The sequence below is a fragment of the Vibrio orientalis CIP 102891 = ATCC 33934 genome (assembly GCF_000176235.1).
GTDB lineage: Bacteria > Pseudomonadota > Gammaproteobacteria > Enterobacterales > Vibrionaceae > Vibrio > Vibrio orientalis.
On record NZ_ACZV01000005.1, the window covers coordinates 1,135,043 to 1,156,222 of the forward strand.

Below are 21,180 nucleotides of genomic sequence, written 5' to 3' on the forward strand. Positions count from 1 at the left end.
TTGTTTAATGAGTTCAATGTTGGGTTTCCCATTCACATGTCACTAAGTGACATTAGTATCCCGTCTATCAACAACAAGAGGTTGCTGATACCTACCCTACGTAAAAATACTCAGCCCGAATATTTATTACGCGTATCCCCCAGAATATCGATTCTTCGACTCTCCTCCGAGATTGCCGCGAAAATTATCATAATTTGAAATCATCTGGCAATATTTTTTCATCAATCCCATGAAAATAGTGATTTAACTATCAAAAAGGCCAACCGTTTGGTTGGCCTAATATTCGACTTGTTGATGTTATGCGGCGTCGGTTTTAAGTATCTGAGTCAACATCTCTAACTCGTTGGTAATGGTGTTATCAGCAATTAAACCTGCGTCCTCAAATGCACTAGTTACACCTTCAAGAATTATCGTTTGCTCCCTACCTTCATCCGTTACCGTCATCACAACATTGTCGCCATCAACGACCGCTGAGATTGAATCAATCAAATCACCAACAATGACGTTATCATCTTCTTCAAGAATTCCTCGTACGTCGATGAGATCGTTCCCTAACTCGAAGTTGTCAACCACATCAGTACCGTTATCCAATGTAGAGTCCAACCAAGTGAAGATATTGGCATTTTCATCGCCTAGCATCATTTGGTTGCCCAAATCTGCGTCAAGCGAATCACCTAGTTCAGCCGAAAGCACTTCATATTCAGGTGACTCGTCAACATCGATTGTCACTGTTGACTCGTTACTGATAGCTAATTCTGAATCGACCGCGACATAGTCAAATGTAACATCCTCAGTTATATCTTCGGTACCTGATAGGTAGCGCAGCTCCCAGTTACCACCACTGCCAGTTAGCTCCATCGATACAATTGGGTTGTCGGGTGATGAATAACTGAACTCGTAGAGAATCTGATCGTTACCAGTATCACCTTCATCTTTCTGGTACTGCTCAACATGTGTTGTACCATCCGCTAAGGTATAGGTGACCTCGACATAGACGTTACTATTGGTATTAAACGCCCCACCCATACCATCTAAGCCAAACACAACCACACCAAGCGGGTTATTGCTAAGATTGATATGCAACGTCTCTTGCTTGTTCATACCATTACCGTCGGTATCACCAATACCCCAACCAACGTGGGCGGGACCGCCTGTGTATTGTTTAAGTGGCTTGTCATTGTTATCCGTAATACTGACACCAATGGTATTTCCGTTTTCTAACGTAATGACTCTTTCAGTATCACTGACGTACTCACCCCAGTTGTAGAACCCATCTTCTCCAAGAACGATATCGGCAGGATCCCCACTATGACCCATTTCAAATTCATCGCCGACACCAGGAACATAGGTAAAGTTATCAGGATCAAACAGTTTGCTTGGATCGATTTCTTCCCCAAGGACATGCAAGTCAGCTTCAGTAACAACACGTGTTTCCCCAAAGTCATCGGTATACAGCAAGGTGCCATATTGAGGTAAAGAGGTAATCATGATGTTGAGTTCAATGCCATTAAAGTCGTCATCTTCATCTGAAATATGGTCTAAAGATTCATCATCAGAGTCGAAGATGATTGGAACAATAATCGCGTCACCCGCATCAACATTAAAGTCTTCGGTAACGGGTAGCTCATTCACATCCAATTCTGATAGGTCCACGTCCACATACGTGGTCAGTTCACCATCTGTTGCTGCGACCGTGATGATATGCTCATTAGGAAGAGATTCGAAATTGTTGGTAAACGCAGAAACACCCGCCGTTGTGAGTGAAATAGCACCGCTTTCACTGTCTATTTCAAATAAATCTTCCCCTCCAAATGCAATATTTGTACTGATACTGTACGTGACCACATCGCCAACGTCTTCATCTGTTGCACTCACAGTTCCAATCACGTGTGCGTCAGTTGAGTTCTCGTTGTAACTAAATTCATAACCACCATCTGGCTCATTAAACACTGGTACTTCATTGACGTCGGTTTCTTGTAGCGTCACATTGATGGTTGCGGGTAAACCACCACTGTCCGTTGCGGTCACCACGATGTTGTGCAAATTCGGATCAGTTTCGAAGTCGTTAGTAAAGACATCGACGCCCTTGTCTGTCAGATAGATTTCACCAGAGGTTTCATCTATTCGATAGAGTGGCAAACCGTCCACTTCCACATTGGTAGTAATGCTGTAAGTAAGTGTATCGCCATCATCCACATCAGATGCTGACACTGTGCCCAGCAAGGTTCCAGTATCGCTGTTTTCCGCGTACTCAAACACATAGCCGCCATCAGGCTCATTTGAGGTTGGCGCTTCATTGACGTCGGTTTCTTGTAGCGTCACATTGATGGTTGCGGGTAAACCACCACTGTCCGTTGCGGTCACCACGATGTTGTGCAAATTAGGATCGGCTTCAAAGTTATTAGTAAAGACATCAACCCCTTTGTCGGTCAGATAGATTTCGCCAGAGTTTTCATCAATCCGATAGAGTGGTAAGCCGTCCACTTCCACATTGGTAGTAATCGTGTAAGTAAGTGTATCACCTTCATCGACATCGGATGCTGACACTGTGCCTAGTAAGGTTCCAGTATCGCTGTTTTCTGCGTACTCAAACACATAGCCGCCATCTGGCTCATTGGACGTAGGCGCTTCGTTGACGTCGGTTTCTTGTAGCGTCACATTGATGGTTGCGGGTAAACCACCACTGTCCGTTGCGGTCACCACGATGTTGTGCAAATTAGGATCGGCTTCAAAGTTATTAGTAAAGACATCAACCCCTTTGTCGGTCAGATAGATTTCGCCAGAGTTTTCATCAATCCGATAGAGTGGTAAGCCGTCCACTTCCACATTGGTAGTAATCGTGTAAGTAAGTGTATCACCTTCATCGACATCGGATGCTGACACTGTGCCTAGTAAGGTTCCAGTATCGCTGTTTTCTGCGTACTCAAACACATAGCCGCCATCTGGCTCATTGGACGTAGGCGCTTCGTTGACGTCGGTTTCTTGTAGCGTCACATTGATGGTTGCGGGTAAACCTCCACTGTCCGTTGCGGTCACCACGATGTTGTGCAAATTAGGATCGGCTTCAAAGTTATTAGTAAAGACATCAACCCCTTTGTCGGTCAGATAGATTTCGCCAGAGTTTTCATCAATCCGATAGAGTGGTAAGCCGTCCACTTCCACATTGGTAGTAATCGTGTAAGTAAGTGTATCACCTTCATCGACATCGGATGCTGACACTGTGCCTAGTAAGGTTCCAGTATCGCTGTTTTCTGCGTACTCAAACACATAGCCGCCATCTGGCTCATTGGACGTAGGCGCTTCGTTGACGTCGGTTTCTTGTAGCGTCACATTGATGGTTGCGGGTAAACCTCCACTGTCCGTTGCGGTCACCACGATGTTGTGCAAATTAGGATCGGTTTCAAAATCGTTAGTAAAGACATCGACCCCTTTGTCTGTCAGATAGATTTCGCCAGAGTTTTCATCAATCCGGTAGAGTGGTAAGCCGTCCACTTCCACATTGGTAGTAATGCTGTAAGTAAGCGTATCACCATCATCCACATCGGATGCTGACACTGTGCCCAGCAAGGTTCCAGTATCGCTGTTTTCTGCGTACTCAAACACATAGCCGCCGTCTGGCTCATTGGACGTAGGCGCTTCGTTGACATCCCCTTCATTAAGTACCACATCAATTTCAGTGCTCAACCCCGTCGCATCTGTCGCAATGACCGTAATACCATGCGTATTATCGTCCCCCCATTCAAAGTCATTGGTGAAGGTCGCTGCACCTGCTTCGGTCAAACGAATCGTGCCTTCAGAATCAATAGAGAACAAACCATCTAATGTTGGGTCACTGGTAAAGTCTAAGCTGTAGCTAACGATGGTATCTTCGGGGTCTGATGCACTAACAGAACCTACCACCGCACCCACTTCACTATTTTCTGGATAGGCAAAGACATAATCATCACCACCGCCTACTGGTGGCTCAAAGACTGGTGGTTCATTGACATTTATCTCTGTTAACACCACATCTACATCAACCGATTGTGGTTCTCCTATTCCATCGCCCTCTGTGACAGTCACCACCAAATTATGAACATTGCTTAGCGCCTCAAAGTCATTGGCAAACGACTCTGCTCCCGCAGCCGTCAGTGAGATTTCACCTGTCTCCGAGTCAATAGCAAATAACGCTTCACCGCCTTCGTTCTCAACATTGCTGGAGATTGAAAAAACAAGCACTTGATTATCTGGGTCTGTCGCTTCAACCTGCCCGACTATTGTTCCAGCAGCACTATTTTCTTCAAAATCAAAGCTGTACACCCCATCTTCAAAGGCAAAGCTAGATACCTCTCCATCACCCTGTGCAAACTCATCTGTCGCCACAAATTGAGGCAAGTCATTGGTACCATTTATCGTAACGGTGACACTACCCACCGTTCCATCAGCAGATTCGATCGGGAAAACATCGACTAAAGAATCGCCAACATTTAATTCGTTATATGCGCTATCAGCTACATATGTCCAGCTACCGTCGGAATTTAGAAAGAACGTGCCATAGTCACCAGCAACATTATCTTGTACGACAAATGTCGGTGTATCTGTATCAACCGCTTCTACAGAGCCATTGAGGATGAGAGGAATGTCCGTCTCGAAGGCTTGAAGATCGTCATCTCCAACAAAAATGGTCTGTGCAATTACCTCAAGCAAGGCGAGACTTTGTGTTTCAGACAGCCCCTGAGACTCTAGGCCTGCTGTATCAAATTCAGTTTCTGCTAGAGTTTCCGCACCTGTACGCTCAATATCACCCGAGCCCGTAAGGCTTGAACCGTCCTGTCCACCGGCGGCGGTTGCAAAGTCTTCATTTTGGGTCGGGTCGACACCTTCTTCAATTTGCTCAATGATTGATGCAATTTCGTTGTCTAGATCGAGAGAAAAATTATCTCCTCCGTCTCCAACTAGCTGTGCTTCGAATCCAAAATCAGCAGGAGCTTCTTCCGTCGCCGCTGTCGCACCTTGACCGACAACCACTATGACTTCACCGGGTCCTGGAACTTCCCCGGGTAGGAGCTGCCTAATCTCCCCATTGATGTCGATTACTACGGTTGTATTACTTAGCATTAACGGCGCTAAACTCTTAGCATTCATAAGCAGATCTCCCTTTTAGCGGTGCACAACTCCCCTTCCCCAAAAACAGGAATCGATACAACGCACGCACTGCACTACTTAAAATCTAGTCGCCACGCTATTTATAAACCAGTCAATAGCAAGAAAGTGCTAACGAAAGTCTAAATAATTTGACAAGAGAAAATCTTTTTAAAGCTAACTGTCTCATTTATGGAAATCGTCTACTAAGCTAATTGTAATTTACCGCTGATCTAGATCAGGTAAATAGATATCCGATTCATCCAAGCCTTAATTGTTCTGTAATTGAGGAGGTTACCTTGAAGTTGAAAAAGTCATTTTTAGCAGTCTGCATTACAGTATGTAGCTTTTCTGTCCAGGGGCAGACTCTCGAACAGGCTGTAGCAATCACTCTTGCTACTAATCCCGACCTCAAGAGTTCCTATCACGAATTCCAAAGTGCGGTTAAACAGAATGACGCATCTGTCGGTGCATACCTACCAAGCCTAGATCTTGATGCTGGTATTGGTTATGAAGGCCTCGACCCTGCTGAGTCAACCGGTAGGCCAGATACTAACCTTACGAGAAAAGAAGCGACGGTGAGCCTGACCCAACTACTATGGGACGGGAATGCAACTCTTAACGATATTGACCGTACTTCTGCCGAAGCTGAATCATTAAGATGGCAATTGTTGGCCAATGCTTCTGACTTAGCGCTAGAAGTCACTCAGATTTACCTAAATGCAGTCAAAGCCACCGAAGTGCTCGCTCTTTCAGAGAGTAACTTAGCTGTACATAAAAAGATCTACCGTGACATTCAACGTCGCGCCGATTCGGGAATCGGTTCAACAGCCGACGTTTCTCAGGTTGAAGCTCGTATAGCAAAAGCTCATGGTAATTTGTTAGCTGCACAAAACAACCTAGTCGACACACATACGCAGTTTCGCCGCTTAGTCGGTCAAGATCCGCTCGGGTTGATCTATCCAAGGGCGGATGAGACAAAGTTGCCTCTATCGTTGTCGGACGCTCTCGACCAAGCATTTGATGAGCACCCCGTCATTAAAGTCTCATTAGTTGATGTCGATTCCGCTCGTTTCCAATACAAGCAGTCAAAAGGCACCTACTTCCCAACCCTTTCTATCGAAGCAAGCCAAACATGGCGCGATGACGCAGGGGGAGATGAAGGTCGCGGTGAAGAAACTCTTGCTATGCTCCGTATGCGATACAACATCTATAATGGTGGTTCAGACAGTGATCTATCAGAAAGAGCCGCCTATCAACTCAATCAAGCAAAAGACCTTCGTGATGGCGCATATCGCCAAGTAGAAGAAGGGTTACGCCTGTCTTGGAGCGCGCTCGATCTTACGCTTCAGCAAAAGAACTTCCTCGCCGACCACGTAGATTCAGCATCGGAAACGGTTATTGCCTATGAGAAGCAATACCGAATAGGTCAACGAACCTTACTCGACCTTCTCAATACAGAAAATGAGCTGTTTGAAGCGAGAAAAGATTACCTTGATGCACACTACGCAGAGCAATATGCAAAATACCGCGTCATGAACGCCACAGGGAACCTGTTAGATGCACTGCTAGTTGATACCCCTCAAGAATGGACTGAGCGTGTGGAGTACTAATATGAATATCCGATACTTAATTCCTATTTTAGCTGTGGTAGCCATTCATAACACCGTTGCTATGGCAGAAGACGAATACGAATATGTCGAACCACCGGTGGCTAATCAGGTCTCCGATCTAACCGATGATGATAAAGATGGCGTGGTCAATGCGCGTGATATCTGCCCCGGGACCCCGATTGGCGCGCAAGTGGATAATGATGGTTGTGGTGCAGCGATTGTCGAAGAGGAACAGCGTCAGCTGAGAATCCTGTTTGCAAACGACTCTTATGAAATCAACCCTATCTTCTCTGACCAAATCCAAACCATGGCTCAATTCTTAGAAAAATATCAAAGTGCTTCGATTCAGATCCAGGGTTACGCAAGTAAAGTCGGTGACCCAGAATACAATTTGGAACTATCCAAAAAGCGGGCTCATGCTGTAGAAGATGAACTGCTCTACTTCGAAGTCGATCCTAAACGCGTGACTATTGTCGGTTATGGTGAGTCTCGTTTGGAGGCTGAAGGGGACGATGAAACATCGCATGCACTCAATCGTCGAGTAACCGCTACCGTGGTAGGTTTAACCGAAAAAGTTATCGATGAATGGACCATCTTTACTATCATTGAGAAATAAACCGATATTCGCCAAACATAAAAAAGGCCTTGCTCATTCGCAAGGCCTTTAAATTTGACTACTTTCTAATCCTCAACAAGAGTTAGATTAGTGATGAGAGTTTAGCTCTTCGTTACTCTCTACTGCTGCAGCCTTCTTTGGCAATGATATGTGAAGTAGGAAGTAGCCTAACAGAGCCGCTGTGGTAGAGCCCATCAAAATACCTAAACGAGCATAAGTATCAAACTCTACATTCACCGTTCCAAACGCCAATGACGAGATGAAGATTGACATCGTAAAGCCAATACCACACAGCACGGACACGGCAAATATATGCATAAAGTTAACGCCTTTAGGAAGTTTGGCAACACCCGACTTCACCGCGACCCAACTGAATGTAAATATACCTAGAGGTTTCCCTATTAGTAGGCCAAGTGCAATACCCAAAGGTAGTGCAGAGCCTAAGCTTGATAATGAAACCCCTTCTAATGAAATACCTGCGTTTGCAAAAGCAAAGAGAGGAAGAATACCAAATGCTACATATGGGTGTAGTGCATGCTCCATATGTTTAAGTGGGGAATGCTCACCTTTCTTACCTTTAAGCGGGATAGCAAAACCAATCACAACACCTGCTAGCGTTGCGTGGACACCAGACTTAAGTACTGCGAACCACAAAATGGCACCAACGATCATATACGGCGTCAGTTTAGTTACCTTCTTGGCGTTCAACATAAATAGAGCCGCTGTCATCGCAAACCCGACCGCTAACGCTGTCGTTGATAGGTCACCTGTGTAGAACAGTGCGATAATAACAACAACACCGAGGTCATCAATGATTGCTAGAGCAAGTAGGAACACCTTTAAGCTCACTGGCACACGCTTACCCAGTAGCGCCATGATACCTAAGGCAAATGCGATGTCTGTTGCTGCCGGAATTGCCCAACCTTGAATGGCTTGAGCATCGCCAGCGTTGAATGCGACATAAACCAATGCAGGAGCCAGCATCCCCCCGACAGCTGCGATAGCTGGGAAAATAGCCGTTTCTTTAGATTTCAGTGCGCCTTCGAGCAGCTCACGCTTAACTTCTAAACCAATAAGTAGGAAGAAAACTGCCATTAGGCCATCGTTGATCCAGTGAGAAACTGACATACCTAATATATATGTATGAAGAAAGCCTTGGTATGCATCGTTTAGATCTGTATTAGCGATTGTCATTGCGATTGCAGCTGCAATCACTAGCAAAATGCCGCCCGCAGACTCCATTTTGAAAAAATCGCGAATAATATCACTCATGAAATTGCCCTTATATTTATTATGTTAATAAGCGATTAACAAAGAATACAAATGAGTTTATAGAGTTCAATACCTTAGGAATAATCGCTTGTTTAGTGTTTTCATTTCGATTTTTCCGAATAAAACCATCAAATTGCCATTTATTTTCCTTAATTAATTATAGGCAATATCCACAGATTTCCATACAAACTCCAAAAAGCCACTTCTCATCATCTGAGAAGTGGCTTAGATAACAGAAGGTTTATCTAACTTATGGTTCTAGTAACCCGTAAGCTGCATAAAGCCGAACGCTTGGTGAGTACCCGTGGTTTTAATCGGCCCTTCACCATAAGGGATGATAAATGGCAGCCAGATATCATTATTTAGTGCCTGTGTATTTACATCGATACCATGCTTAGGCACCTTGATAGACCACTGTAAAGGTACACGTTTTCCATTTCTTAACACGGTCTCATCTAGCGGTGTAATCGTGATATCGCTGTCGTCCAAGCGCTCTACTTTGCCGTCGTTCGATGACAACGTACCAAAGGAGTATGACAGCTGCTTTTCATGACGCGAACGACTGACCGAGATAGTCATATCGTTATCTAAGTGGACAACAAACCAGTCCCAACCTTTCTGACTTTCAGCGAGTAGACCACTGCCCCACTCTTTACTCATCCACCCTTGGCCAGAGACAGACACAACTTTATTGTTGGCAAGCTTCAATTCGCCCCTGACTTCAAGGAAAGGAGAAGTAATGTTGTGAGAAGCAATCGGCAATAAATCATGCTTAGGAACATAACCGCGATCACCCGGAATCACAAATGGACCTTTAGTGAGTGTTTTAAGGCTGATAGCAAAGTTATCCGTCTTCACGTCAAGTAAACCTGGAAATGGCGTTTTGCCCAAAGAGCGCCAATACCAGTTGTCGATCCACAGCTTAAACGGCTTAACCGTCATGCCTGCTTGGCCGATCCCACCACGTGCAACGCGCTGTTCTCGCCAAACCTGATCTTTACTAGAAATAACGATATGGGAAATAAATAGCTGTGGGCTCAGCCAGCCTGACATACCACTATCGTTGCTAGCGACACGGAAGTAGCTCCACTGGACACCGTATTCGTTGCCCTTTTGATCTTTCACGTTGGCGAAGAAATGCCACCAACCATGTTGGAATTTATTATGAAAAGCAAAGTCTCTCGGCAGAATGACCGGGCTATCTGGAAGTACGGGCTCAAAGATTTGATCTCTTGGAGCACGCAGCGCATAAGAGAGCTCATCCTCTTCCCCAGAGACGAAAGACTGAGGTGAGTTGTTCAGATAAAGAGCAACAAGCGTAACAACTGTCATTACTACAACAAGAAAGATCTTGGTTGTTCTCTTTATCTTAACCTTCATTTATAGCGAATCCCTTAATGCCTTCATTGGCGTACTTTTAATAATCCTAATTACAGGTATTGCCCCTGCGATCATCAGCGATAGCATCGCCAATGTGGCCGTTTGCATGTATTCACCAGGAATAAACTGTAGTTCGAGCGTCCAGCCAAATGATTGCTTAATAATGATGTCGACAACTAATCGCGCCAACGCGAGCCCGAGTGGCATCGCAATAAGCAAAGAAATGGCGCCGAACACAAATAGCTGCAAGCTTCCCATTAGCACCAACTCTCTACCTGACATCCCGAGGCACCGGAGCAACGCAATGTGCTTTTGCCGCGAGACTTCACCACCAACGGTAGAGAAAAAGATCCCGAATACAGCAATCACCAAGGTGATGTTGCCAAGCGTATCTGCAATGGAAAATGTCCGGTCGAACACTTTCATCGCTTGATTATGAATATGGCTATTATCGAAGACGCGTTCAGAATCAATCCTAAATACCGCTTCGAGACGGCGCTTTAACCCTACCGGATTGACGCCCTCTTTTAATACAGTGCCTAACGCAACACTTCCGCTCCCTGCAAAGGCATATAGCCAATTGCGATGAGAAAGCAGTACTTGGTTGTACGGATTACCATAGTCATAGTAAACCCCAACGACTTGCCAGCCTTGACCTAACTTACCTGACAAGTCGACATAATCACCGGGTCTAATTCCGAGCTTAAGTGCCATCGACTCACTCACCATAACCCCTTTAGAGTGGTGCAAGTGATACCAATAGTTCGGGACACCTAATTTGACCGTCAGCGCATCTAACTCGCCTTCAGATGGGCCAGTACTGACGACTTGTAAAGCGCCTCTTGCGGTAGAAATTTCTTTCTCCCAACGCCACCAGACTGAATCCACTTCAGGTTGCTTAGATAGCCAAGAGCTCATTCGCGCAGCAGAACTGTTATTCGGGTAGATATATAAGTCAGCGGCTAAACGCTGGCTTAGCCATTTATCCGTAGTGTCACGGAAACTGCCAACCATAGTTTCTACACCAATATTGGCGGACATCGCCAACATAAATGCCATTGTCGCGACGCCGCGATAGCTCATGCTTGCTGCGGCATCGGCAAAGAACCAACGCACTTTGACCCAACGAAGCGTATAGGAGAAGCTTTCGAATACCTTCCATACGATATAAGGCGTAAACAGTGCCACACTCAAGAGCATAAGCGCGATGATGACAAAACCTGACTCTTGGGTTTGCGGCGCTTGGTAAATAGCGACAGCAGCAACACAAAGCGCACAGGCAATCAAAGCTTGAATAGTAAACTCTGTACCAGTGAAACGAATAAGAGATAATCGAGTCGTTAAACGAACGGGTTGAGAGCGAAGTAAACGAACTAATGGCCAAGCACAAGCGACAATCGCGCCGACAGCGGAAAGATACAGACTGTATAGACTACTTTGCCATGTCCACTCTATCGCTAAACCAACATTGGCATCATAAAGATCACCAAGGCTTGCTGATACCGTTGGGATCAATTGGTTGGCCAGTAACATACCAAATGCATTACCACATACCCAACTAACAACCACTAATGCGATTAACTCAAGCAACAACGCTTGGGCCAACTGCCAACCCGAAACACCGGTTTGACGCAAAATACCGACTAAACGCTGACGTTGAGTCAATGATAGTGACATCGCTTGATAGAAGATAAACAGGCCGACTAAGAAGGCAAGCATCCCCATTGCACTCAAGTTCATATGGAATGCTTGAGTCAATGATTCAAGTTCTGCTCGAGAGCTGCGCTTTAGTTCCATTCCATTCGGTAACATCGCTTTGAGCTTCGCCAGTTTTTCTGGTGGCATCTCGCTACAAGCGATCGTTGAAATCCCCGCACTGCGCTCTAGCATGCGAAGTAGTGACATATCAGCGATGATTCTGGTGCCGTTAAGCTGGCCTTTATCTTCAATAATGACAGGGCCTAACTTACTGCCGTCCGCTAGTGTGATTGAGTCCCCATTGGACCATTTCATATGCTTTGCTAAATCAGCGCTGACTAAAATTGGGTATGGTGGCTGCATCAACGCCAAAGTTGAGATGTTTTGAAGCAATGTTCCCGGCTGAAAACGAATCAGTGCAGCAGGGTCAATACCGACAAGCATCAAGTCTGCTCCGTCAGCGGTATCCACGCGCAAGCTTTCAAACGGTGCACATTGATTGAACCCGTCTCTGCGTAATTGGACATAGAAGCCCTGCGGAATTTTGTTCGTTACATGTTTAGGACGAATGCGGTACGGAAGAGGATTCGAGAATAACTTTTCACCATGCTCATAACTTTGACGAGCATGAGTGTTGATGGAAGTCACACCAACAAGAAGAGAAACACCTAAGGTTAGGCCCAGCCAGACTAAAATTATTTGAAAAGGATAACGTCTGTAGTGGCCAAGTAGCGCTTTAACTACGGGCCATAACATGAAGTTGTCCTCCTTGAAGTCTCACCTTCCCTTCCATATGGTCGGCGACTCGCTCACTGTGAGTCACCAATAATAAGGTACATTCAAGTTGCTTGGTCAATGTCGTCAATAGACGCATCACCGCTTCGGCATTTCTCTCATCAAGACTACCTGTTGGTTCGTCCGCTAAAAGAATTTTCGGCTCCATGTATAACGCTCGCGCAATCGCAGCACGTTGCTGCTGGCCACCGGAAACCTCTTCAGGGTAACGCCCTAATAAAGGCATAAGATCGAGTGCAGAAAGGATTTGACGCCACAGCCCCTGATCTTCAGGCAATCCTTTAAGTTGGCGACAAAAGCGGATGTTATCAGCGACGTTTAGCGTAGGAAGAAGGTTAAACTGTTGAAAAATAAGACCGATATTATTACGACGGTAAGCAGTTCGTTTAGTCTCAGCGATGTCGTGCATCGAAAAGTTTGGGAACAATACTTCCCCTGAATCAACAGTATCTAGGCCAGCGATAAGGTTTAGTAAGGTACTCTTACCTGAACCACTTTCGCCCATAAGAGCAACTTGCTCGCCCTGCTTCAATGTTAGCTCAGCACCTTGTAAAACTGGGTGAAACTCACCGCCATCTACATAGCCTTTACATAGGTCTGTCAGCTGTAACATCGATTCTCTCGTTAACCTTTAAAATAGGAGTGTGAATCTACACTAAATCACGCTTTCAAGGAAGTTATTTGGATTCTAGATCACAAGATATGCATCAAAACGCACTCCATGGACGGTCAATGTCTAATTTTCGATCAAATTCCTGATCCATTTGCGTGTACTCATTCGATAGAGAGAGCCAAACCATTTGATAAACTCTTCAGTTAGAAAGAGTAAATAGATCCATTCAGGTGACCAACCTAAGCCAATGGCAGCAAACGCAGCTAGTGGAATACCAATCAGCCACTGCGCGACCAAATCTTGGTAAAGACAGAATTTCACATCCCCACCCGCTCTTAAAACGCCAACAATCGCCATCATTGGGATAGAACGCAGAACAATCCCGACACTCAAGACCACCATGAATTTTTCAGCGAGCAATCGGGTTTCATTCGTCAATGCGCTAAAGGCATCTAATACAGCGCCTTGCACAAAATAGAGCAAACCAGCCACGACAATACCAACAAGTAAACTCAGCAAAGTCACCCCTATCGCTTGATAGTAAACCGCTTCATATTTCTTGGCACCAATCTGGTTTCCGACTAGCACAGCGGCCGCATTTGACATACCGATCAAGAGAGCAAGTGCAATCGATTCTACTGGCGTCATTACAGACAGTGCGGCTAAGCCCTGCACACCCGACTGGCCCATAATAGCGTGATAGGCAAAGAGTCCCCCAGCCCATGCAAGGAAGTTAAATGTCGTCGGTAAAGATAATCGAAGAAACTTAGCGACACGTTGCCACTCAATCACTTGACGAATATCTTCAATGCCAAAGGCTAATAAGTGCTTACGCGCATAGAGGTAACTAAATAGAGTCGCAACTTCAATTGCCCCACTGAGTACTGTCGCAATCGCCGCACCTTTGATTCCCATTGGTGGAACACCAAACTTACCAAAGATAAATACCCAATTGAGGAAGACGTTCGACAGTATCCCAATACCACTAAAGAAAGTACTCAAGCCAGGCTTATGCATTGCACGTAAGCCGACAGACATACTGGCAACGCAAGAAACCGCAAACATGGTGACCGACGTGATAACCAAATATTCACTACCTAGCTGGTTAACCTCAGGATCACTCGTCGCGAGCCCCATGATCTGGCTCGGAAATAAAATAAACAGCAATGCAGTTAGCGCGGCAAAAGCAGTACAGACTAACCATGTTAAAGCAGTACTTTCACGCACCCCTTTGCGGTTATTTGCCCCCCAATATTGCGCTGTAAGTAGTGAGCCGCCAGTGGTCACGCCCACCAGCATAATCGTGGTAACAAAGGTGGCTCTAGCAGCAACACCGACAGCCGCAATTTCAGCTTCCCCTAGCTGACCCAGCATCAGGACATCGACTAGACTTCGGCTAGAGAACATAATGCTCTGCAGCGTAATGGGCATCGCAATCGCGATCAGGCGACGGATGAAATCACCTCGAGTATGAAGTAAAACTTGAGAAAGCATGGAGACGACGCACCTCTGACCGCAACAATATGATATAAGAGAAAAAATAGATTGTGTATTATATGATCAGTCAGAATATGAAACCATAAAAACCATAGGGGTTCGGGATGAAAAAGGTTCTGGTTTTAGGTGCATCAGGATACGTAGGTTCGCAGCTGCTGCATAAGCTGTGCGAACAAGGCTATCAAGTCACCGCTGCATCAAGACATCTCGACTATCTTTCCGCCCGAGTAGAGCCTCATCCTAACCTGACCATGTGCTATCTCGACTTAGCCGATAAGCAAGCGACGTTAGAGCTGATCCCTCAATTCGAACTGATCTATTTTCTTGTGCATGGTATGGCTCATGGGCATGACTTCCTTGAATACGAAGTCTCTTTGGCTGAACACTTTAAGCAGGCATTAACAGGTAGCTCGGTAAAACACGTCATTTACTTAAGTGCGATACAGCCTCAAACCGGTGATTCAAATCACTTAAAAGCGCGCCGTATGACTGGGGACATTATTCGAAAATCGGGTATACCGATTACTGAGCTTCGCGCAGGTGTCATTATTGGTCCAGGCTCTGCCGCGTTTGAAATCATGCGCGACTTTGTCTACAACATGCCCGTGCTGATCACACCAAAGTGGGTAGATTCTAAGGCAAACCCAATTGCGCTAGAAAACCTCAATCATTACTTACTTTCTGTGGCTAAAGAGACCCCGACTCACCACGATATATTTGAGGTTGGCGGCCCAGAAACTCTAACCTATCGCGAGCAATTTCATGTCATAGCTCGCGCGGTAAACAAGCCGATAAAGATTTTCCCGACCCGCTTTTTAACACCTAAGATGGCTTCGCAGTGGCTGGGTGTTGTTACCTCTGTTCCTTCTAGTATTGGCAGTGCGCTACTTTCTGGTCTCGAGCACGACTTTGTTGCAGATTCTGAGCAAATTAAACAGAAATACCCTCAAGCCATGATCTCCTTTGTTCAGATGGTGACTGAGAGTATTGAGCGTGAAGGTACTTTCGTGCGCAGCAACGTGTGGGGTTTTGACCCTGCAGCGCTTTCCCGTTGGCAACCTGGCTATGGTTATTATCCAAAACAAACTGGCGCTTCTATTACAACTACGCTTGAAGCGAGCCAATTATGGAAACTGGTTCGCAAGATAGGAAGTCGTGAACAAGGCTATTTCTTTGCCAACAGTTTATGGCGTACGCGAGAATGGCTAGACATTTTCTTCGGTGGGAGTAAGCCCATTCGTCGCTCACCACCGGGGCCAGAATTACAAGTCGGTGACTTTATTGATTCCTGGAAGGTCATTCGCTGCGAAGAAAATCGCTTTATCTCATTATTATTTGGGATGAAAGGTCCGGGGCTTGGCCGTTTAGAATTCGCCATTGAGGATTTAGGGGGCGAACGGCGTCTAACTGTTACAGCTTGGTGGCACCCACAAGGCTTTAGAGGCCTGCTTTATTGGTTCGCCATGATGCCTGCGCATTTGTTTATATTCAAAGGAATGGTTAAAGCTATTGTTCGAAAAGCAAAAGAGCTTCCGTAGTGGAAGCTCTTTTAACGTTCAATTAGACAGTCAAACTAAGTGGAATTTCCGCCAACTGATTACCACGGTTTGCAGGGAACACAATGTATTCACCATGATATTTAACGTTTGATTTATAGTCCGTCACTTTGTGCACCATAAATCCAGCGGCAGATGCTTTTTCAACGAAGTCTGCGTGATGTCCACGTACAAACCAGCTCATCGGCTTGATCATATCTTCGCCATCAAAGCAGCTTTCACATTGTTCTGTGCACATAGCCAATGAGTTTGGCCCTTCAGTGAAGAGCTGCACTTTACCGCAATTAACCAATTCTTCTGACGTTGTCACTTCCCAGTTATGCTCTTCCATCATATCAATAAAGGCATTGATTTCATGGTCTTTGATCACACGCTCTGGTGCACCTTCAGGGAAAAACTGACTGTAAAACTTAGAAATGCGTTGGAATATCTGCATAAGCCCCGCATTGTTCCCTTTTGAGCGCCCCGTTTTCTGCCAACGAATTAAATCGTCCGCAACAATGCGAGGAAACTGCTGAGACTTGATCGCTTTTGTAATCCAACGCACCAAGTAAAGGTTATTCGCCGTCGGGCCATTCGTTAACTTACCCGAAGCGTGCTCTTTAGCAATCTCATCTAACGCTTTATTAACCAGTTTTTGTATTTCTATCGTGTATTCAGACATTATGCCTTTCTTCCAAATATCCAATAACATGCTGCCGAAACAATCGAACAGATGCTCATAACCGAAATCATCGGCCATGTTACGCCGCTCGGCATGAATGCCACAACAGCACCTATAATCGACCCCGTACCAAAACGGAGCGTGCCTGCCAATGATGAAGCCGTACCCGCCATTGATGGATAACTGCTTAATAGCAGACCCATTGTGTTACTACCAATGGTCGACAATGTACCAATAAACATCACAACAAAGACGACTGTGCCCCACAGCCCTGCATCAAGTAACCAGGTAACCGAGAGACCAATACCAGCAATCAACTGAACGAGAAGACCAAAACGCAACATCGCGTGTGAACCGACTTTCTTCACCAAGCGGCCATTGATACTGGTCATGATGATCATTGCGACGATGTTTAAGGCAAATAAGTAACCAAATTGGTCAGGCCTTACGCCATAAATATCAATATAGACAAACGAGCCTGCGGTTAGGAATGCAAACATCCCTCCGAATGAGAAAGCTCCAGAGAAAATCAGTCCCATCGCGACTGGATTTTTAAACAGACGCATATAGTTTTGTAGTGTTGTTCTAATCCGCAGTGGCTGCTTGTTCTCTTCGCTGAGTGTTTCAGGAATCTTCCACAGCACAAGTGCTATTACGACTAAAGCAAACACCGCTAAAATCCAGAAAATCGCACGCCAACCAAACCATACTGCAACATATCCGCCAATCATTGGAGCGATCAATGGTGCGATGGTCATAACGAGGGTCACGAATGACATTGCACGCGCAAAATCTTCACGATCAAACATATCGCGCACAACAGCTTGAATGATTACCGCAGCGGCTGCGCCAGCAAAACCTTGAGCAGTTCGAACCCACGTTAGCGCTTCAATTCCCGTCGTCGTTGCACTCACAACAGACGCCAAACAGAAAAATAGCACGCCAAGAATCAATACAGGGCGTCGACCGTAGCTATCCGCTAGCGGACCATGAATCAACTGACCAATGGCGAAGCCTGCTGTGTATGCGGTTAGTGTTATTTGAACAGCACCTTCGGCCACGCCTAAATCTCGGGCGATGGTCGGCATTGCTGGCAAATACATATCAATGGCTAGCGGTGTTAAGGCACCGATTGCCCCCAAGACTAAAAATAATAAGAAACTGATTTGGGGGGCGTTGGTATTCTCTACCATTCTTTCAGACATAACTCTCCTACTCGGTTGCGTATCAGATGCAGCTTCCGTGCTGCAACCAAACAGAAAATAAAACACTTTTTAGGTGTTATTGATCCGATCTATCCTCAATCAAATCTGCCTAAAAGACTAGTTCCTAGTTGGAAATAAACTAATTCCTACGAGAGGTATTATTTCCAAATAGAAGCAACTTCTTCTTCTGTTAAGTAACGGTATTCACCTGGTTCTAGTGATTCACAAAGCTCGATATCGCCAATACGCTCACGGTGAAGATGTTCAACCTTGTTACCCAGCGCAGCAAACATCCGTTTTACTTGGTGATACTTACCTTCAGTAATCGTAAGCAGTACTTCGTTTTCTTCTTCGTCGACAATCTCAAGTTGCGCTGGAAGCGTCAGCCCCTTCTCATTGCGCAGTTGAATACCTTCGGCAAACTTCTCTACATAGTCAGCTTGAATTGGGTCAGCCAGCCACACTCGGTAAGTTTTCTCACATTTATGCTTTGGTGAAGTAATACGGTGAGACCATTTACCATCATCAGTAATTAATACTAGCCCTGTGGTATCGACATCTAGTCGACCCGCGAAATGCAGCTCTTCAATCTTCACTTCATCGAGCAGCATAAACGCAGTTTGATTAAAGCCGTCTTCATGCGAGCAAACAAAGCCATCGGGTTTAAACAGCATGATATAGCGAGGACCTGGCTTTTGGAGCTCACGCCCCTGCCATTCAACAGTACAGCCATCTGTTACTTTAACTGAACCACTTTTCTGCACGACATCATTAACTGTTACATCACCACTTTTGATGATTCTTGTTGCCTCTCTACGTGTCGCACCTAGTGCATCACACAAATATTTATCTAAACGCATGAATACCTCATCTTTGTTAGGTGAGGTATTATAGTGCCACTAGACTAAATAGTTGAGCTATTTCACACATTTTATGTATACACTGCGTCCTTATCAGGCTGACTCTGTCAAAGCTGTTATCCATTACTTTCGTAAACACTCTACCCCAGCGGTACTTGTACTACCGACTGGTGCAGGGAAAAGCCTTGTAATTGCAGAGCTCGCACGCCTTGCTAAAGGTCGAGTCTTAGTGCTGGCCCACGTTAAAGAACTGGTTGAGCAAAACCACGAAAAGTATGAAGGTTACGGGCTTAAAGGCTCAATATTTTCAGCAGGCCTTGGCCGCAAAGAAACAGACCAACAAGTGGTGTTCGCATCCGTTCAGTCTGTCGTACGCAATCTTGACCAATTTAAAAACCAATTCTCGCTTCTGGTCATCGATGAGTGTCACCGCGTTCCGGATAATAAAGAGACCAGTTATCAAAAGGTCATCACCCATCTGCAAGAGCAAAACCCAGGCATCAAAGTACTTGGATTAACCGCTACACCTTATCGTTTAGGCATGGGATGGATTTATCAATATCACACCCGAGGGTTGGTCAGAAGCGAAGAGCCACGCTTTTTCAGAGATTGCATCTTCGAGTTACCTATTCGCTATTTGCTGGATGAAAACTTCCTAACCCCAGCTCGAATGATGGACGCCCCGGTTTTAAGCTACGACTTTTCCCAGCTGAAACCCGCCAATACAGGGCGATATAAAGAAGCGGAACTCGATATGGTGATCGATAAAGCTAAGCGTGCGACTCCACAAATCGTTGAGCAAATCATTCAACTGGCTAAAGAGAAACAAGGCATCATGATCTTTGCCGCGACGGTTCGCCACGCTCAAGAAATTTATGGATTACTGCCACAAGATCAGGTCGCTATCGTAATTGGTGACACTCCAACACCTGAGCGCGATGCCATCATTCAGAACTTTAAAGATCGAAAAATCAAATTCTTGGTCAACGTATCGGTATTAACAACAGGCTTTGACGCCCCTCACGTAGATCTTATAGCGATTCTTCGCCCGACGGAATCCATCAGCCTTTACCAGCAAATTGTTGGTCGAGGACTGCGTTTATCGCCTGGAAAAGATGAGTGTTTGGTACTCGATTACGCAGGTAACAGCTACGATCTTTACCAACCTGAAGTGGGCGACCCTAAGCCAGACTCAGACAGTGAAATCATCACCATCCCTTGCCCTGCCTGCGGATTTAATAACAACTTTTGGGGTAAGCTTGATAGTAACGGATACTTAATCGAACACTTTGGCCGTAAATGCCAAGGTTTCTTTGAAGATGATGAAACGGGTGAACGGGAACACTGCAATTATCGCTTCAGAGCGAAGTACTGTGGCGAGTGTGGCGCGGACAATGATATTGCCGCACGAATCTGTCACGAGTGTGATGCAACCTTAGTCGACCCTGACAAAAAGCTTAAAGAGGCGTTAAACCTGAAAGATGCATTAGTATTTGAATGTATAGAGATGGATCTCAGCGTGTATAAAGATGACAAGGGTAAAAGCAGCCTTAAAGTCTCTTATATTGGAGAAAATCAGGCTCAGGTCAGTGAATTTTGGTCATTGACCACTAAAAACCAAAAGCAACGATTTAAAGATCAGTTTGTTAGACCCCACCTTGCCGACAAACATCGTCCTTTTGAAGAGGCCTCACCAACCAAGGTGGTCAACAGCCAGCACCGTTTTCGTCCCCCTCAATTTGTGATTGCGCGAAAATCAGGTCGATTTTGGAAGATGCGCGATAAAATATTTGAAGATGAGTTATCGAATAGTTAACCATTCACTTGGTGTTCATTTTTGCCAATGTATACTGGATTCCAGAAATTCGTAAAAGGTAAGATTATGTTCAAGCGACCGCTGCTCAGTACCGCAACAATATTAACTTGTCTGCTGATCGCCTTCCCTAGCATGGCGAAGAAACACGATCACGACGATCAAGATGGCCACGCACTGGTGCAAGACGTTCACAAACCAGGTGCTAAAATTGAGTTTGAAGAAGACCAAGACGAAGTCTATGAAGCGGTCAAAGAAGGCTACATTCGTCCTTTCTCTGAAATGTATGCTGCCGTTGAGCGCGATCTGCATGGACGAATTATTCACGTCGAACTTGAAGAAGATGATGATATTTGGATTTACGAGCTCAAGATAAACCACGATAACAACATCATCAAAGTTGAATACAACGCAGAAACACTCGAAATGCTGCAAATTAAAGGTAGAAACCTTAAACAAGCACTAAAAAAATAGAAG

The 21,180-nt window shown here is 45.4% G+C and carries 14 protein-coding genes; 5 read left to right on the forward strand and 9 right to left on the reverse strand.

Annotated features, from left to right (window positions below; translation table 11 throughout):
- Window positions 1-297: 297 nt before the first annotated feature.
- On the reverse strand, window positions 298-5,124 hold the full coding sequence (locus VIA_RS21565; RefSeq protein WP_004414228.1) for a cadherin domain-containing protein: 4,827 nt from the start codon (window positions 5,122-5,124) through the stop codon (window positions 298-300).
- A gap of 296 nt (window positions 5,125-5,420) precedes the next feature.
- Between VIA_RS21565 and VIA_RS15975 the strand changes: the two genes are divergently transcribed.
- Window positions 5,421-6,734, forward strand: a complete 1,314-nt coding sequence (locus VIA_RS15975) for a TolC family outer membrane protein (RefSeq protein WP_004414229.1) — start codon at window positions 5,421-5,423, stop codon at window positions 6,732-6,734.
- Window position 6,735: 1 nt separating this feature from the next.
- The gene (locus tag VIA_RS15980) at window positions 6,736-7,350 is read left to right on the forward strand and encodes an OmpA family protein (protein WP_004414230.1); all 615 of its coding nucleotides are present in this window, start codon (window positions 6,736-6,738) and stop codon (window positions 7,348-7,350) included.
- An 87-nt stretch (window positions 7,351-7,437) separates the two neighbouring features.
- Here the strand turns inward: VIA_RS15980 and nhaA are convergent, their stop codons facing one another.
- The 5 genes from nhaA to VIA_RS16005 form a co-directional block, all read right to left on the reverse strand.
- Window positions 7,438-8,622, reverse strand: a complete 1,185-nt coding sequence (nhaA, locus tag VIA_RS15985; RefSeq protein WP_004414231.1) for a Na+/H+ antiporter NhaA — start codon at window positions 8,620-8,622, stop codon at window positions 7,438-7,440.
- A 258-nt stretch (window positions 8,623-8,880) separates the two neighbouring features.
- Window positions 8,881-10,002, reverse strand: a complete 1,122-nt coding sequence (locus tag VIA_RS15990) for a lipocalin-like domain-containing protein (protein WP_004414232.1) — start codon at window positions 10,000-10,002, stop codon at window positions 8,881-8,883.
- Complete coding sequence (locus VIA_RS15995) at window positions 10,003-12,456, reverse strand: ABC transporter permease (RefSeq protein WP_004414233.1); 2,454 nt, start codon at window positions 12,454-12,456, stop codon at window positions 10,003-10,005.
- The gene (locus tag VIA_RS16000; RefSeq protein WP_004414234.1) at window positions 12,437-13,108 is read right to left on the reverse strand and encodes an ABC transporter ATP-binding protein; all 672 of its coding nucleotides are present in this window, start codon (window positions 13,106-13,108) and stop codon (window positions 12,437-12,439) included. Before VIA_RS16000 ends, VIA_RS15995 begins: the two co-directional genes overlap by 20 nt.
- 123 nt (window positions 13,109-13,231) lie before the next feature.
- Window positions 13,232-14,602 (reverse strand): MATE family efflux transporter, encoded by a 1,371-nt coding sequence (locus VIA_RS16005; protein ID WP_004414235.1) that lies wholly within the window; start codon window positions 14,600-14,602, stop codon window positions 13,232-13,234.
- 107 nt (window positions 14,603-14,709) lie between these two features.
- Between VIA_RS16005 and VIA_RS16010 the strand changes: the two genes are divergently transcribed.
- Window positions 14,710-16,143, forward strand: a complete 1,434-nt coding sequence (locus VIA_RS16010) for a DUF2867 domain-containing protein (protein WP_004414236.1) — start codon at window positions 14,710-14,712, stop codon at window positions 16,141-16,143.
- A 22-nt stretch (window positions 16,144-16,165) separates the two neighbouring features.
- Here VIA_RS16010 and VIA_RS16015 read toward each other — a convergent pair whose 3' ends face one another.
- The 3 genes from VIA_RS16015 to rsuA form a co-directional block, all read right to left on the reverse strand.
- A complete protein-coding gene (locus VIA_RS16015) occupies window positions 16,166-16,825 on the reverse strand; it encodes a DUF2913 family protein (RefSeq protein ID WP_004414237.1) in 660 nt (219 codons plus the stop codon).
- On the reverse strand, window positions 16,825-18,030 hold the full coding sequence (locus VIA_RS16020) for a Bcr/CflA family multidrug efflux MFS transporter (protein WP_004414238.1): 1,206 nt from the start codon (window positions 18,028-18,030) through the stop codon (window positions 16,825-16,827). The genes VIA_RS16015 and VIA_RS16020 overlap by 1 nt, the downstream gene beginning before the upstream one ends.
- A 158-nt stretch (window positions 18,031-18,188) precedes the next feature.
- Window positions 18,189-18,890, reverse strand: a complete 702-nt coding sequence (rsuA, locus tag VIA_RS16025; RefSeq protein WP_004414239.1) for a 16S rRNA pseudouridine(516) synthase RsuA — start codon at window positions 18,888-18,890, stop codon at window positions 18,189-18,191.
- Between the two features lie 73 nt (window positions 18,891-18,963).
- Between rsuA and radD the strand changes: the two genes are divergently transcribed.
- Together radD and VIA_RS16035 are read left to right on the forward strand one after the other, a co-directional pair.
- The gene (gene radD, locus VIA_RS16030) at window positions 18,964-20,706 is read left to right on the forward strand and encodes a DNA repair helicase RadD (protein WP_004414240.1); all 1,743 of its coding nucleotides are present in this window, start codon (window positions 18,964-18,966) and stop codon (window positions 20,704-20,706) included.
- A gap of 132 nt (window positions 20,707-20,838) precedes the next feature.
- Window positions 20,839-21,177 carry a PepSY domain-containing protein gene (locus VIA_RS16035; RefSeq protein WP_412774855.1) on the forward strand — a complete coding sequence of 113 codons (339 nt, stop codon included), beginning with the start codon at window positions 20,839-20,841 and terminating at the stop codon, window positions 21,175-21,177.
- Window positions 21,178-21,180: the final 3 nt, after the last annotated feature.

Coding starts and splice junctions, on each gene's coding strand:
- VIA_RS21565 (WP_004414228.1), bottom strand. CDS start 5,124: ATGAATGCTAAGAGTTTAGCGCCGTTAATGCTAAGTAATACAACCGTA.
- VIA_RS15980 (WP_004414230.1), top strand. CDS start 6,736: ATGAATATCCGATACTTAATTCCTATTTTAGCTGTGGTAGCCATTCAT.
- nhaA (WP_004414231.1), bottom strand. CDS start 8,622: ATGAGTGATATTATTCGCGATTTTTTCAAAATGGAGTCTGCGGGCGGC.
- VIA_RS15990 (WP_004414232.1), bottom strand. CDS start 10,002: ATGAAGGTTAAGATAAAGAGAACAACCAAGATCTTTCTTGTTGTAGTA.
- VIA_RS15995 (WP_004414233.1), bottom strand. CDS start 12,456: ATGTTATGGCCCGTAGTTAAAGCGCTACTTGGCCACTACAGACGTTAT.
- VIA_RS16000 (WP_004414234.1), bottom strand. CDS start 13,108: ATGTTACAGCTGACAGACCTATGTAAAGGCTATGTAGATGGCGGTGAG.
- VIA_RS16005 (WP_004414235.1), bottom strand. CDS start 14,602: ATGCTTTCTCAAGTTTTACTTCATACTCGAGGTGATTTCATCCGTCGC.
- VIA_RS16010 (WP_004414236.1), top strand. CDS start 14,710: ATGAAAAAGGTTCTGGTTTTAGGTGCATCAGGATACGTAGGTTCGCAG.
- VIA_RS16015 (WP_004414237.1), bottom strand. CDS start 16,825: ATGTCTGAATACACGATAGAAATACAAAAACTGGTTAATAAAGCGTTA.
- VIA_RS16020 (WP_004414238.1), bottom strand. CDS start 18,030: ATGTCTGAAAGAATGGTAGAGAATACCAACGCCCCCCAAATCAGTTTC.
- rsuA (WP_004414239.1), bottom strand. CDS start 18,890: ATGCGTTTAGATAAATATTTGTGTGATGCACTAGGTGCGACACGTAGA.
- radD (WP_004414240.1), top strand. CDS start 18,964: ATGTATACACTGCGTCCTTATCAGGCTGACTCTGTCAAAGCTGTTATC.
- VIA_RS16035 (WP_412774855.1), top strand. CDS start 20,839: ATGGCGAAGAAACACGATCACGACGATCAAGATGGCCACGCACTGGTG.